Raw genomic sequence first — 14075 nt, forward strand, 5'->3', positions numbered from 1 at the left:
TCGATATGTCACCCTGAGCGAAGTCGAAGGGCTTTATAGTGATGCATCAACAATCAACAATCAACAATCAACAATCAACAATCAAAAATCAACAATCAAAAATCAACAATCAATTCTCATCCCCCAATCGCGATCATACTGCGATTATCAAAGTGTTTTGCGGGATCATCCATTTCATCAATGGTAACCATTCCTGCTCTTACTTTCTTTTTATTTTGAATAGATTCTGAAATCAAATCCGTTATAGATTCTCCATTTCTAAAAGGCGTTAAAAGATCGGTTTCTGAATTGGAAAAAAGACAATTTTTAATTTTTCCGTCTGCCGTCAAGCGGATTCTATTGCAGCTGTCACAAAACGGATTGGTGATGGAACTTATAATTCCGAAATCGCCTTGGAAACCTTTTATTTTATAAGTTCTCGCTGTGAAGTTTTTCTCGTCTTCCAGTTTTTGAATTTCCGCTGCAGCAAAAGTATTTCCAACCAAAGATAAAATCTCATTTTGCGAAACCATTTTACTTCTGTCCCACTCGTTTCCGGCAAAAGGCATAAATTCAATAAATCGAACTGAAATTGGCAGAAACTGTGTTAGTTTGACAAAATCAACGATTTCGTTATCATTAAAACCTTTCATCAAAACTACATTTACTTTTACATTAAAATCATGATTTAAAAGCAAATGCAAATTGTCAATTACTTTTTGAAATTGATTTCGAAGCGTTATTGTGTGAAATTTAGATGCAACAAGAGTGTCTAAACTCAAATTGATTTTTTTAATTTTAAACTGCTTTAAAACCTCTATATGACGGTCGATCAAAATTCCGTTTGTCGTGATCGAAAGAGAAATATCAAGAGAAGCTAATTTTGCGATTATTTCTGGGAAATCCTTTCGCAAAAGTGGTTCTCCGCCCGTTAATCTAATTTTGTCAACACCATTTTGTGCAAAAGTCTGAGCGATACCAAAAATCTCTTCGGCCGTCATTAAGCTGGCTTTTGGAGAAAGCACAATTCCGTCAGCCGGCATGCAGTAAGTACAACGTAGATTGCATTTTTCCAGCAGCGAAATGCGTAAATAATTGTGTTTACGCCCAAAACCATCCGTTAAAATAGTGTTAGAGGCTGTCATGATTTTTTCCTTTTAAAATATGAAAGACGTGCATTACATGCGGAAAAACAGCGTCCATCGATTCTCTCACTCCATTTGTTGATCCTGGCAAAGCCAAAACCAGACTTTTACCCAATGTTCCTGCAACACTTCTCGAAAGCATCGCGTATGGCATTCTTTGTTGTCCGTAATCGCGAATTGCTTCTTCGATTCCTGGAATTCTGCTTTCTAAAATTGGAGAAAGCGCTTCAGGCGTTACATCTCTCGGCGATAAGCCAGTTCCTCCTGTAAAAATTACAAGCTGATTTTCTGCAGCGAAAGCTTTTGTTTTTTCCTGAATAATATCCAATTCATCTGGAATGATTTCATAATGAGAAGTTTCAACTCCATAAGAATCCAGTTTCTCAACGATAACTTTTCCAGATCGATCTTCCTTATCGCCCGCAAAAATCGAATCGGAACAAACGAAAACAGCAGCTTTTATCGCATTCGGAAATTTATTTTTAAAAGACGATTTACCGCCTTCTTTATTGATTAATTTAATTGTCGAAATTTCGATTTCTTTATCAATTGGTTTTAGCATATCGTACATTGTTAATGCTACGATCGATGCGCCGTGCATGGCTTCAACCTCAACTCCAGTTTTATAAACTGTTTTTACATTGAAGATAATCTGAATCTCTAAACCTTCAATTTTATACTCAACCGAAGTAAATTCAATTGGAATTGGGTGGCAGTCCGGAATCGATAAATGCGTATTTTTAACTGCAAACAATCCAGCGGTTTTTGCCATTTCAAGCACATTCCCTTTCGGAACTAAATTATTCACCACAGCTTCAATTGTTTCTTGTCGACTGACTTTTACAATTGCGGTTGCGGTTGCTTTTCTTAATGTGCTTATTTTATGCGTAATATCTACCATTATATTTTTTTAGGTATTTTGTTTCCAAGTGAATGTATCGTTTTCAAACATTTCCTTACCAAAAATCGGCACATCGGTTTTTATCCAGTTTACGATTGCTTCTGTGGCTTCATAAACTTGTTTGCGCCGCGTTGCCGAAACAAAAACAAATAAACAGATTTCGCCCGCTTTTACAACGCCCAGACTGTGATAAATATGCATACAGGTTAAATCGAATTTAGCGAATGCCTTTTCACGAATTGTATGCAAGGCTTCATTTGCCATATCCGTGTAAGCAGAATAATCAATTGCTGCCACAGTATTATCGTGAATTACATCGGCACGAACTTGTCCTAAAAAAATATTGTGCGCTCCAATCGTATATTTGGATTGGTGTTTGGCGATTGACTCGGCTATAAATTCAGGAGCAATTGGCCCTTCTACAAATACATTTTTACTCATTTTTTATGTTTTTTTGCCACTGATTACACATATTAAAAGCTTTTTTTGTCAGGCTGAGCAGAGTCGAAGCCTGATTGCAATTGGCATGCCATTCGACTTCGCTCAGGGTGACAATCTAACTTATAATCTTTTTAATCTGGCTATAAATTTATCTCAGTTACTAATAATTGCTTCATTATCAAAGCACCTCCAGCAATACTTTTTATATTTTTAAACTGTTGTTTTTGAAGTAATTCTACTGCAATCTTACTTCTGATTCCAGACTGGCAAAAAATATAAATCGTTTGGTTTTTATCCAATTTTTTAATTTCATTTTCTAAATTCATTAATGGAATCTGAATTTGATTTTTTAAACTAATTTTAGGCGACTCACCAATATTTCTAACATCTAAAAAAAGAACCTCATCATTATTAATTTCATCCAAAATCGATTCAAATTTCACTTCTTGAACCTCTTCTTCGTTGGTATTATATTTTTGATCAAAAGTTTCTTTATTCATTAAAAGAACGTCATTTTTATCGAAATCATATTTTTGCTGTTCGTTAGTCAGAATATTATAAACCAATATTTTACCGCTTAAAACTTCCCCTATTCCCAAAATCATTTTTAGTACTTCATTCGCTTGAAGCATTCCAATAATTCCAACCGAAATTCCTATTACACCAGCATCTTCACAATTCAACGCATTATTATTTTCGTCTGGATACAAACATCTGTAAGTTGGTCCGTTTTTATAATTAAAAACCGAAACTTGCCCTTGAAATCTAAAAATCGATCCATAAACCATTGGTTTATTCGCCACAAGACAAGCATCGTTTATTAAATATTTAATCGAAATATTATCTGTTGCATCTACAATAATATCATATTTTTCAAATAACGAAATGGCATTTTCTCCAGATAATTTTTCCGCGAAAGCGTTTACTATTATCGAAGGATTCAATTCAAGAATCATCAGTTTGGCTTCTTCTGCCTTCGATTTTCCAACTGCTGCAGTTTTATAAATCACCTGTCTGTGCAGATTCGAAACTTCAATACGATCATCATCCACAATTCCTATTTCGCCAACTCCTGCTGCAGCCAAATAAGGCAAAATAGCAGCCCCCAAACCGCCGGCACCAATAACCAAAACTTTAGCTTTTGATAATTTGTACTGACCTTCCTCTCCTATTTCTGGAAGAATCGTTTGTCGGTTATATCGGTTTGATGCATTCATAAATTAATTTTTATCCTCCTGCGAAAGGCGGTAACAAAGCCACAATATCATTAGTTTGTAATTTATAATCTGTTGCTTTTGAAACTATTTTTTGATTTACAGCCACACTAAAAGAAAGCGATTCAAATTGGTATTTTTCGTCTAAATCATGCAACAGATCCTGCAGCGAAACTTCGGCGAAAGCCACTTTTTCAAACTCACATTTTGTCTTTTCAGCAACAGCTCCAAAATATTTAACCTCAATCATTTTTATAAATTTAAATTCTGAAAAATGAATTCATCTTCAAAATGTTCCTGAAAATAGGAAATCCAGCTTGAAGTATTTCTAACCACTTCGCCAATTACAATAATAGCAGGCGATGAAATGTTTTTCTCCGATACCAATTTAGTGATTGTATTGATAGTACCAATTACTTTTTGCTCTGAATTTTTTGTTCCGTTTTGAATAATCGCAATTGGAAGATCATCATTTCTGTTTTCCTGATAAATAGAGATGATCTCGTCTAGTTTATGCATTCCCATTAAAATAACTACGGTCGCAGCCGATTTTGAAGCCAAATGAACATCTTTTGACAATTTATGATCTGAAGTTGTTCCAGTGATAACCCAAAAACTTTCTGCCACTTTTCGTTGTGTCAAACTAATTCCAACTGAAGCAGGAACTCCCAGCGCAGAGGAAATTCCAGGAACAATAGCGGTTTCAATTCCAAATTCTTCTGCAAACTCGATTTCTTCGCTTCCTCTTCCAAAAACAAATGGATCTCCGCCTTTTAAACGTACCACATGTCCGTGACTTTTTGCCATCGAAACAATTAAATCATTAATCTGATCTTGCGTATAAGCGTGACATCCTAAACGTTTTCCAACAAAAACAATTTCGGCGTTTGATGCATATTCTAATAATTCTTCGTTTACCAAAGCATCGTACAAAACTACATCGGCACTTTTTAAAGCTTTAATCGCTTTCATCGTAATCAGCTCAACATCTCCCGGACCTGCGCCAACAATAGTCAATTTTGGTGTTCTTAAGTTTTGCATAATCATTTAACTTAAATTGATATTCAGATCATTTAATTCGTCTGCCGAATTAATATTGGTTAAAGGAAAGTTTTCACTTTCTTCTATATTGATAATTTGATGTGGTAATTTAGCCAGCAAATCCATCATTTTTAATTGATTAGAATCGATTGCTTCTTTAATTACGGGAACAATATTTTTAGAATAAATTCCAATTAAAGGATGTGTTTTACTTTCGGAAGCAAAAATTGTAATACCTGCTTCTTTAGTATGTTTTGAAATTAATTCCTGTAATAATTCGGTTGAAATTAACGGAATATCACAGCTTAAAATCAGATTGAATTCGGTTTCAGAATGTGATAATGCAGTGTAAATTCCACCCAGCGGACCTTTATCTACAATTAAATCTGGAATTTTTTCATACTGCAGATAATCGTATTCTTTAGATGCTGTAATAATCTTTATTTGATCTGTAATTGGCAGAATGGCCTGAATTATATGCTCTATGAATGGTTTATCCTGAAACAAAACCAATCCTTTTTCTGACTGCATTCTGGAGCTTTTTCCACCGCAAAGAATAAATACTGTTAGTGTTTCCATAGTTTTTTTTGTTTCAGGTTTCAGTTTGAAATGAGAAAAATTTTACCGCAAAGTGCGCTAAGTTTTTTTATTCATTTAGTATGCTGTGCTTTTAAATTAAGTTCGCAAAGCTTTGCGCACTTAACTTTACTATTTCTATAAACCGCTTTTACAACACCTTGCGTACTTTGCGGTTAATTCTATTATTACTTTCACGGAAAAATCAATTTAACGCTTGCCATTAAAATCACTGTTCCTAAAACCATTTTTAATGTTCTGTTAGAAAAAGATCCGCTTCCGTAATAGCCTCCGAGCATTCCTCCAATAACAGCAATCGGAACTAAATAAAGACTATCCATCGGGATTGTTTTTCCTCCTAAAAGAAATCCGAGCATACCTGCAAATGAATTCACAAAAATGAATAAACTCGAAATTGCTGCAGATTCTTTGACCGATGCCCATCCTAAAAACAATAAAATTGGACTTAGGATAATTCCCCCGCCAATTCCTAACATTCCAGATAACAATCCGATTGCGAAACCAATTGCCAATGCAAACGGAAGATTAATTTTTACTTCTTCTTTTTCCTTGAAATTAAATATTCCAAACAATCTCAGAGCGGCAAAAACCAATACAATTCCTAAAATTATTTTATAAATCGTATTATCTAAAGTTACAAATCCGCCAATAAATGCCGCTGGAATTGAAGCAATTGCAAACGGATAAAAGAGTTTAGGTTTGAAATAATTTTTTCGATAATAAAACAAAAAAGAAATACTAGATACAAACAAATTCAATAATAAAGCCGATGGTTTCATAATTGAAATTGGAAATGCAAAAATGCTCATTAAAGCTAAATATCCCGAAGCACCGCCATGTCCAACGCTTGAATATAAAAATGCAATGATAATTAATGCAAAACTGAATAGTAGTATGTTTTCGGAACTTAGGAGATTCATTATGTTTTTGTTTCAGGTTTTGTTTGTTTCAGATTTCAGGCTCTGACTTTATGTTTTTATTTACATAACTGCTTTTTATCTTGATGCCCAAAAATCTATTTTCTTTATTCTATTCTCTAAAATCTAAAGTCTAATCTATTGGTAATAATGTTACAAGCTGCTCTTTTTTATATTCTTCAACATCTTCTGGAACAATCAGTAAACTATTGGCAACTGCAAAAGTATTAAGCATTGCAGAACTTTGTCCATCAAGAACTGTGACATTTGTTTCGTCGTATTTTGCTTTTAAAAACAATGTTTTTCCAGTATTATTTTTAATATCCGAATTTAATTTTCTAACGACTTTGGTTTTATGAATTTCTGAAAATCCCATTCTGTTTTTAATTGCCGGAGATACATAAATGTAAAAATTCGTCAGCGATGAAGCTGGATTCCCAGGTAAAGCAAAAACTAATGTTTCCTCTTTTGAACCAAAAAACATTGGCTTTCCAGGTTTCTGATTGATTTTATAAAACAATTCATGAACTCCGTTTTGCAATAAAGCTTCTTTTACAAAATCATAATCTCCAACTGAAATGCCGCCCGAAATTAAAACGACATCATATTTTTTCAGAATATTTTTAAGCGCACTTTTTGTTGCTTTCAAATTATCTTTTACTCGGTAAACTTTCGTTTTCTTAATTCCGATTGTTTGCAAAGCTGCTTCGAGCATTATTGAATTGCTTTCAAATATTTTTCCTTTCTTTAGTTTTTTCCCTGGCTGTACTAATTCGTTTCCAGTAACTAAAATGGCAACTTTTGGCTTTTTATAAACCTTAACCTCAGTAATTCCCAAACAGGCTAAAAATCCGATTGCAGCGGGTGTAATTAAAGTATTGGCTTCAAATACCACATCATCTTTAGCAATTTGTTCTCCTTTTGGACGAACGTTTGAAAGCTTTTCAGGCATTGTTGCAATCAAAATCGAATCTTTATTTGCCATTACATGTTCCTGCATCACAACTGTATCGGCATCATCTGGAACAAAAGCGCCTGTAAATATTCGAATTGCTTCGTTTGGTTCCAGTTTTATATTTGAATGATCTCCAGCCTGCGAAGTTCCAACAATATCGTATTGATGTTTGACACCGTGCATAAAAGCATAGCCGTCCATTGCCGATTGACGAAACGGCGGCATATGAATTGGCGAAATCACTTTTTCTGCCAAAACGTAACCCAGCGCTTTGCTGACCGCTATAAACTTTGTCGGCATTTTAGCACTATTCGCTTCAATAATTGATATGGCTTCTTCTACTTGAATCATTATGGCTATTTTGTTGTAAGCAAAAAAATACTTATTACAAATATAAGTATTTTTACTTAGTTAAAATTATAAGTTATCTAAATATTTTAAAAAATATAAATTTAGGATAATTCTTTTAAATACTTTCAGAAAAACTCAAATAGCTTTTGATTTTGAAATGATTGCCTTTACTTTTTTCTAAAGTTACCTTTTGGAAGGTAATAAAGCCATGCAAATCCAATAAAAAATAGAATTGCTGAGGCTATAAAAGCAGGAATTAAAATTTCTTTATTGTCTTCTAATGCATTATTTAAAGAAGCATATAGAAGCCATATTTGAATACTGACATTTAAGATTAAAATAAAAATAAGTGTCGAAAGTATATTATTCAGTTTGTTAGGATTTGCCGGATTCTGGCTTCGTCTAAAAGTACTCATGTCTACAAATTTAAATTACACATTTAAGCTGTCTTTTTTCTCGATTAAAGCTTTTACGAAAACGGCATTTTCTTTAAATACAACCTCTAATTGCGGTAAAGCTCTTGGAGGCGGTCCTGCAATTACATCGCCGGTCATGGCATCGAAAGAACCTTCGTGGCAAGGACAATGTATTATTCCTGTTCCCGGTTTATAAAATACGGAGCAGGAAAGATGGGTGCATTTTTGCTCATAAGCTCTAAATTCGCCGCTTTCCAAGTGAATTAATATATACGGAATTGTACTTCCTTCTAACACAAATCCTCTTGTTCCGCCAACAGGAACATCTTCTTTATTGCAGATAAAATGCTCTCCTTGCACTTCTTCTTTTGGTAATAAAAAAGCTTTTGCGGTTACAAATCCGCTTCCTACCATTAAGCCGCCGGAAACAAGAGTCAGGAATTTAGCAAAATCGCGTCGGCTGACCTGAGTTGATTCCTGTTTTTTTATGGGGAAATCTTTTTTCCAGTTTTGATTTAAATTATCTTCTTTTGACATGATTCTGATTTAATAAATTCTTAATTCTGTACTGCCTTTTGGCATCATAATATTGACTTTTGTTTTGACTTTTTCCTGTCCAAAAATAAAGTTGTTGACAGGCGTACTATTCGGTCTCATTTCTTCAATTTGTTCTCTTGTTCCGTAAAACAGTGCTCCACTTGGGCAAACTGTTGCGCACATTGGCTTTTTGCCCACGCTTGTTCTGTCGTAGCACATTGTACATTTCATCATCAAATCGTATTCTTCAACTTTTTTAGGCACTCCAAAAGGGCAGGCCATAACGCAGTTTGAACATCCAATACATCTTTCTGTACTTGCAGTATGAACTACTCCAAATTCGTCCTGCGAAATAGCATCGGCGGGACAAACATTGGCGCAAACTGGATCTTCGCAATGCATACAAACTTGTACTGTTGTTTGAATTGTCGATGAGCGATCTACGTAATTTACACTGATTAATGTTTGCTGCCCATTTGTTTCACATTCGGCGCAAGCCATTTCGCAGGCTTTACAGCCAATACAGCGCTGCATGTCTACAAAAAATTCTTCACTTGTATTAAAATTTGTCAAATTCATAAGTTCTCTTTTTTATAGATTAAACACTTGCATACGCTTCAGATTCTTTGGCTGGCGGTGCTATTTTTCCTTGTGGATCTAATAGACAAGCGCACACTTTAAACTCTGGAATTTTAGAAATAGGATCAAGAGTTCCAGGCGTTAATTGATTGGCAGACTTACTTCCCGGCCAGTGATACGGGATAAAAACAGTATCTTTTCTAATTGTTTCTACAATATTTGCCGGAAAAATTCCTTCTCCTCTTCGAGTTGCAACTCGTACTAATTCTCTCTGCTTGATTCCGTATTTTGCAGCCAATTCGGGATGAATTTCCAACATTGGTTCAGGAAATTGATCTACCAGTTTTCCAATTCGGCGTGTTTGGGTTCCGCTTAAATATTGCGAAACGACACGGCCTGTAGTCAATGTTATTGGATATTCTTCATCTGTAACTTCGCCAGGCAATTTATAAGGCGCAGGATTAAAATGTGCTTTTCCGTCTGGCGTTTTAAACTTTTTATCTTCCCATAATCTTGGTGTTCCGGGATGATCTTCTGTAGGACAAGGCCAGAAAACGCTCATATTATCTTCGACTTTTTTATAAGTAATTCCAAAATAATCAGCCGTTCCGCCTTTGGAAGCTACTCTTAGTTCGTTGAAAATTTCTTCGCTATTATCATAAGTAAATTTATCTTCTTCGCCCAGCCTTTTGGCTATTTCTAGTAATATAGAAGTATCGGTTCTGGCTTCTCCCGGAGGCGTAACCGCTTGCCTGATTCTAATTACTCTTCCTTCGGCAGAAGTTGTAGTTCCTTCTTCTTCTTCCTGTAAAGAGCCTGCTAAAACAATATCCGCATGGCGGGCTGTTTCATTTAGGAAGAAATCAATACAAACGTAAAACTCCAGCTTTTCTAGTGCAGTTCTTACATAATTATTGTTTGGAAGTGAAACCAGCGGATTGAAACAAATCGAAATCAATCCTTTAATTTCGTCTCTGTGAATCGCTTCTATAATTTCATAAGCAGTAAGTCCTTTTCCAGGCATATCTTTTTCGTCGATTCCCCAAACTTCAGAAATATATTTTCTGTGTTCTGGGTTTTCAATGTCGCGGTTTCCCGGCAATTGATCACATTTATGACCGTGTTCTCTTCCGCCCTGACCGTTTCCTTGTCCAGTAATCGTACCATAACCGCAATAAGGTTTTCCAATTCTTCCTGTTGCCAAAACGAGATTAATACAGCCTAATACATTATCAACACCTTTTGAGTGATGTTCGATTCCTCTAGCATGCAGTAAAAAACTTGTCTTTGCTTTTCCCCATAATTCTGCAGCCGCTTTTATTTTTTCTTTATCAATTCCAGTAACTTCTTCTGCCCATTCTAAAGTGTACTCTTTTACAGCGTCAATTGTTTCCTGAAATCCGGAAGTATAATTATCAATAAAATCATGATCCAGCATATCGTGATCTACTAAATACTTTAGCATTGCACCGTATAATGCCGAATCTGTTCCTGGTTTTACATCGAGATGAATATCTGCAGTTCTTGCTAAAGGAATCATTCGTGGATCAATCACAATTAATTTTGCACCGCGGTCTCTTGCTTTCCAGATCCAATGTGTTAGGGTTGGAAAAGTTTCGCTGATATTGGCTCCGGTTACAATAATCACTTCTGCATATTCTAAATCAGAATAATTGTTTGAAGCGCGGTCTAATCCAAATGCTTTTTTATTTCCTGCTCCGGCACTTACCATACAAAGTCTTCCATTGTAATCGAGGTTCCTAGTTTTTAACGCGACTCGGGCAAATTTTCCAACTAAATAACTTTTTTCATTGGTTAATGAAACTCCAGATAACATAGAAAAGGCATGTTTCCCATACTTTTCCTGAATTCGTTTTATTTCAGAAATGGTTTTATCCATAGCATCATCCCAAGAAACCTTTTCAAACCCTTTTCCTTCTACTCTTTGTATGGGATGTAAAAGTCGGTCTGGATGATTATTTTGAAGATATCTTTGAACGCCTTTTGGACACAAACGCCCTTCGTTGAAAGGAAATTCCATCCAAGGTTCAAAACCTACTACTTTATTTTCTTTTACTAATAACTGAATTCCACACTGCATGCCGCAAAAACAACAATGCGTTTTTACGACGTCATCTGGTTCATCTCTTCCATCGTAACCATCTATAGGCGCATAGTTTAAATGCGGACCAAATGCTTCAATTATTTTTTCAGTTGATACGGGTAGTTTTGCCATATTTTTTAGTTTTCAGTTTTCGGTCGCAGTTTTCAGTTTAGCCTGTAAACTAAAAACTGCGACTGAATACTTTTTTATAATTATCCAAATAAATTGCCTCCTTCTAGTCTGGCTTTTAGGTGTGCCTGTGCTAAGCGTGATCTTTTTCCTTCTGGACTTAAATCGAGGTGAGAAGTTCCGTCTTCGTGGGTAAAATCGAAGCCTAATTCTTTGGTTACGATTTTTAAATCATTGATATGAAGCTGGGTTGCAAATTCTTCTCCCGTATGCGGACAAACTGCCATTCCTTTCTTGATTCCTTCTTTTTTGTAAATATGTGCGCCTATTTGTGCGGGACGCTGAATGATATGAAAGAATTTTCCAAATGGAATCCATATTAAAAACATAATTACCGTTACAGCATGAATTACGGCAAGGAAATCATACGCAAAACCTTTCATGAATTGATAGGAATATGTAAGACATAATCCCGTTACCGATATTGCGATTAATAAAATTAATGGCAGTAAATCACCTTCAAAAGTCTGGGTTGCAATTAGCCCTGGATTTGTGAGTCTTCGTCTTAAATAATAAACAGATCCAATTATGACAAGCCATGAAGACCAGTTTAAAGCATGAAAAATTAAAAATGCTAAAAATGAATTTATCTTAAAATCCATCATTTTAAATCCGAAGAAATGTGCTTCGTAAATGGAAATTGAATTTGGCGCCAATGTAAAATGAATCCATCCAAATGTAAGTGGAATTGTTATTGCAAAGGCAGAAATACACCCCAAAGCAATACAAAAATGGGCAAACCAGCGCCATTTGCTTCTTGGATAAATAAATTTCTGAACAACAATATTTTGAGCCGATTCTTTTCCTAAGAACCATAAATGGTACAGTATTTTTCCTGTAAAAAGAAATTGTAAACTTCTTTTAAAATACATCCATGTTGGAGGTCTTTGGAGCCAAACGGTATAGCGATATACGATTCCAAAAAAAGCGAATACGGTTCCGAATAAATAAGTAACGAGTGCTGCATCAAAATTTTGCAGCTTTCTGGAACCATAAAAAACTAAAACAATAGTCAATATAGAAACCAGAGTTGCAACAAGCAGGGCTTTGGTATTAAACGTTTTATTTTTCATCTTTAATAAAATTAAATGATTACTTATTTAACTTGGTTTTTCACAATTTTTACGATTGTAGAACCACCAATTGATCCCTGTAGCTAAGATAGTGAAAAAACAAACTCCTATAAAAAATTGATTTACAGTACCATTAGCAGAAATATTATTTCCTATTAGCTTAGAAAAGATAAAAGGTCCAAAAGCGGCAATTGCAGCTGTCCAGCCTATCACTCCAGCAGCCTGACGTGGATTTTCTTTAAAGATTATTGGGTATTGTCTAAAAGTACCTGCATTTCCAATTCCGGTAAAAAAGAACATGGCTAAAATTACCGTAACAAAAAGCGGAAATTGATCCATACTTGTTGGCGCCACCAATCCTTGTGTCACTAATAAAATTGCTCCCGCTAAAATTCCTAAACCTGTTATGGTTGTTAAAATTGCCCCTCCCACTTTATCAGCGACAAATCCAAAAGCAACACGGCTGGCAGAACCTAATAACGGACCGTAAAATGCATATACTAAAGGATCGGGCGGATTAGGAAAATCTCCATAAAGAAACTTAATCATTAAAGGAAAAGCGGCAGATAAACCTGCAAAAGTTCCAAAAGTCATTACGTAAGTAATCGTGCAGTACCAAGTGTGTTTATTAGAAAAAATATCCATTTGTTCTTTTACAGATGCCATCATTGGTATACTTCTTAAATAAAACCAACTTAAAATTGTCATGATTATTAAAAAAGGTACGTACCAAAAAGCTGCTGACTGCAAGTATATTTCTGTCTTTATTATCGCTGTATTTTCGGGATTAATACTATCTAAGATTTTTTCGGCCAACTTTGGGTTTGCATTTGCAATGGCTTTTGCTTTTGCCTTTACTGGTAATGCAGAAAATACAACTACATTATCATTCGAGTTTACCGCCGTTGTTACAGAATCAATTACATTTTGTTTTACAGAGGAAAGTATTCTAGTTTGAACTTCAGCATCAAGTGTAGCAAAAACTTCCTTTTGTTTTTCTATGCTTGAGTTTTTAATAAGTGCTAAAGTTTCTTTAGGATCTACACTTGTAAAACTAGTTGCAGCACCATAAATCCCAACGCTGATTATAAGCGGTGTCACAAATTGTGCAATGGAAACACCAAAATTTCCAATTCCAGCCTGTAATCCTAATGCAGTTCCTTTCAGCCTTTGAGGAAAAAACAAACTTGTACTTGGCATGTAGGATGAGAAATCTCCACCACCAAAACCAGTTGTAAAAGCCAAAACTGCAAATACCCAAAATGGTGTATTGACATCCATAATGGCAAAACCAATTCCGATTACGGGAATAAGTTTAATTGCTGTAGCAAATGATACAATATGACGTGTTCCATAAATTGGTAATAGAAAAGTATGAACAATTCTCAAAAATCCAGCTGCTAATCCAGGAATAGCGGTTAACCAAAAAAGCTGATCTTTTGAAAAATTAAATCCGAGTCCGGGCAATTTTACTGCAATAACACTCATCATAAACCAAGAAGCAAATGACAAGATTAAAGTTATCGTTGTAATCGTTAGTGTCCTCCATGCAATTTTACTGCCGCCGTTATTCCAAAACGCTTCATCTTCTGGATCCCATTTCTCTAACCAAGTTTTCATATGTCTACTTTATTTA

Annotated in this window: 15 protein-coding genes; all 15 read right to left on the minus strand. The window is 35.1% G+C overall.

Features of this window, described 5'->3' with window-relative positions; translation table 11 throughout:
- Nucleotides 1-116: 116 nt before the first annotated feature.
- The 15 genes from moaA to BSF42_RS03210 all read right to left on the minus strand — a co-directional run bounded on the left by moaA (nt 117) and on the right by BSF42_RS03210 (nt 14059).
- Entirely contained in the window at nt 117-1124 is a 1008-nt protein-coding gene (gene moaA / locus BSF42_RS03140; protein ID WP_095951676.1) for a GTP 3',8-cyclase MoaA, read from the minus strand.
- The gene (moaCB, locus tag BSF42_RS03145) at nt 1111-2025 is read right to left on the minus strand and encodes a bifunctional molybdenum cofactor biosynthesis protein MoaC/MoaB (protein WP_095951677.1); all 915 of its coding nucleotides are present in this window, start codon (nt 2023-2025) and stop codon (nt 1111-1113) included. The genes moaA and moaCB overlap by 14 nt, the downstream gene beginning before the upstream one ends.
- A gap of 9 nt (nt 2026-2034) precedes the next feature.
- The gene (locus BSF42_RS03150) at nt 2035-2466 is read right to left on the minus strand and encodes a molybdenum cofactor biosynthesis protein MoaE (protein WP_095951678.1); all 432 of its coding nucleotides are present in this window, start codon (nt 2464-2466) and stop codon (nt 2035-2037) included.
- 140 nt (nt 2467-2606) lie between these two features.
- Complete coding sequence (moeB, locus tag BSF42_RS03155; RefSeq protein ID WP_095951679.1) at nt 2607-3683, minus strand: HesA/MoeB/ThiF family protein; 1077 nt, start codon at nt 3681-3683, stop codon at nt 2607-2609.
- A 10-nt stretch (nt 3684-3693) separates the two neighbouring features.
- Nucleotides 3694-3930, minus strand: coding sequence for a MoaD/ThiS family protein (locus BSF42_RS03160; protein WP_095951680.1), 237 nt, complete (start codon nt 3928-3930; stop codon nt 3694-3696).
- 2 nt (nt 3931-3932) lie between these two features.
- Nucleotides 3933-4721, minus strand: coding sequence for a uroporphyrinogen-III C-methyltransferase (gene cobA, locus BSF42_RS03165; RefSeq protein ID WP_095952054.1), 789 nt, complete (start codon nt 4719-4721; stop codon nt 3933-3935).
- A 6-nt stretch (nt 4722-4727) separates the two neighbouring features.
- Nucleotides 4728-5300, minus strand: coding sequence for a molybdenum cofactor guanylyltransferase (locus BSF42_RS03170; RefSeq protein ID WP_095951681.1), 573 nt, complete (start codon nt 5298-5300; stop codon nt 4728-4730).
- Nucleotides 5301-5491: 191 nt separating this feature from the next.
- Nucleotides 5492-6238, minus strand: a complete 747-nt coding sequence (locus BSF42_RS03175; protein ID WP_095951682.1) for a sulfite exporter TauE/SafE family protein — start codon at nt 6236-6238, stop codon at nt 5492-5494.
- Nucleotides 6239-6368: 130 nt separating this feature from the next.
- Nucleotides 6369-7541: a gephyrin-like molybdotransferase Glp gene (gene glp, locus BSF42_RS03180; protein ID WP_095951683.1), complete on the minus strand. Its 1173-nt coding sequence runs from the start codon at nt 7539-7541 to the stop codon at nt 6369-6371.
- Nucleotides 7542-7708: 167 nt separating this feature from the next.
- Nucleotides 7709-7957, minus strand: a complete 249-nt coding sequence (locus tag BSF42_RS03185; RefSeq protein ID WP_095951684.1) for a DUF6755 family protein — start codon at nt 7955-7957, stop codon at nt 7709-7711.
- A 15-nt stretch (nt 7958-7972) separates the two neighbouring features.
- Entirely contained in the window at nt 7973-8494 is a 522-nt protein-coding gene (locus tag BSF42_RS03190) for a Rieske (2Fe-2S) protein (protein WP_095951685.1), read from the minus strand.
- Nucleotides 8495-8503: 9 nt separating this feature from the next.
- The gene (locus BSF42_RS03195; RefSeq protein ID WP_095951686.1) at nt 8504-9073 is read right to left on the minus strand and encodes a 4Fe-4S dicluster domain-containing protein; all 570 of its coding nucleotides are present in this window, start codon (nt 9071-9073) and stop codon (nt 8504-8506) included.
- Between the two features lie 19 nt (nt 9074-9092).
- A complete protein-coding gene (locus BSF42_RS03200; RefSeq protein WP_095951687.1) occupies nt 9093-11309 on the minus strand; it encodes a molybdopterin oxidoreductase family protein in 2217 nt (738 codons plus the stop codon).
- 80 nt (nt 11310-11389) lie between these two features.
- Nucleotides 11390-12439 (minus strand): MFS transporter, encoded by a 1050-nt coding sequence (locus BSF42_RS03205; RefSeq protein WP_095951688.1) that lies wholly within the window; start codon nt 12437-12439, stop codon nt 11390-11392.
- A gap of 27 nt (nt 12440-12466) precedes the next feature.
- Nucleotides 12467-14059, minus strand: a complete 1593-nt coding sequence (locus BSF42_RS03210; RefSeq protein ID WP_095951689.1) for a magnesium transporter MgtE N-terminal domain-containing protein — start codon at nt 14057-14059, stop codon at nt 12467-12469.
- Between the last annotated feature and the right edge of the window lie 16 nt (nt 14060-14075).

It is taken from the genome of Flavobacterium sp. ACN6 (assembly GCF_002304005.1).
Classification (GTDB): Bacteria; Bacteroidota; Bacteroidia; order Flavobacteriales; family Flavobacteriaceae; genus Flavobacterium.

What these genes read in the sequence shown, in the direction of transcription:
- moaA (WP_095951676.1), bottom strand. Translation starts at nt 1,124, where the DNA reads ATGACAGCCTCTAACACTATTTTAACGGATGGTTTTGGGCGTAAACAC.
- moaCB (WP_095951677.1), bottom strand. Translation starts at nt 2,025, where the DNA reads ATGGTAGATATTACGCATAAAATAAGCACATTAAGAAAAGCAACCGCA.
- BSF42_RS03150 (WP_095951678.1), bottom strand. Translation starts at nt 2,466, where the DNA reads ATGAGTAAAAATGTATTTGTAGAAGGGCCAATTGCTCCTGAATTTATA.
- moeB (WP_095951679.1), bottom strand. Translation starts at nt 3,683, where the DNA reads ATGAATGCATCAAACCGATATAACCGACAAACGATTCTTCCAGAAATA.
- BSF42_RS03160 (WP_095951680.1), bottom strand. Translation starts at nt 3,930, where the DNA reads ATGATTGAGGTTAAATATTTTGGAGCTGTTGCTGAAAAGACAAAATGT.
- cobA (WP_095952054.1), bottom strand. Translation starts at nt 4,721, where the DNA reads ATGCAAAACTTAAGAACACCAAAATTGACTATTGTTGGCGCAGGTCCG.
- BSF42_RS03170 (WP_095951681.1), bottom strand. Translation starts at nt 5,300, where the DNA reads ATGGAAACACTAACAGTATTTATTCTTTGCGGTGGAAAAAGCTCCAGA.
- BSF42_RS03175 (WP_095951682.1), bottom strand. Translation starts at nt 6,238, where the DNA reads ATGAATCTCCTAAGTTCCGAAAACATACTACTATTCAGTTTTGCATTA.
- glp (WP_095951683.1), bottom strand. Translation starts at nt 7,541, where the DNA reads ATGATTCAAGTAGAAGAAGCCATATCAATTATTGAAGCGAATAGTGCT.
- BSF42_RS03185 (WP_095951684.1), bottom strand. Translation starts at nt 7,957, where the DNA reads ATGAGTACTTTTAGACGAAGCCAGAATCCGGCAAATCCTAACAAACTG.
- BSF42_RS03190 (WP_095951685.1), bottom strand. Translation starts at nt 8,494, where the DNA reads ATGTCAAAAGAAGATAATTTAAATCAAAACTGGAAAAAAGATTTCCCC.
- BSF42_RS03195 (WP_095951686.1), bottom strand. Translation starts at nt 9,073, where the DNA reads ATGAATTTGACAAATTTTAATACAAGTGAAGAATTTTTTGTAGACATG.
- BSF42_RS03200 (WP_095951687.1), bottom strand. Translation starts at nt 11,309, where the DNA reads ATGGCAAAACTACCCGTATCAACTGAAAAAATAATTGAAGCATTTGGT.
- BSF42_RS03205 (WP_095951688.1), bottom strand. Translation starts at nt 12,439, where the DNA reads ATGAAAAATAAAACGTTTAATACCAAAGCCCTGCTTGTTGCAACTCTG.
- BSF42_RS03210 (WP_095951689.1), bottom strand. Translation starts at nt 14,059, where the DNA reads ATGAAAACTTGGTTAGAGAAATGGGATCCAGAAGATGAAGCGTTTTGG.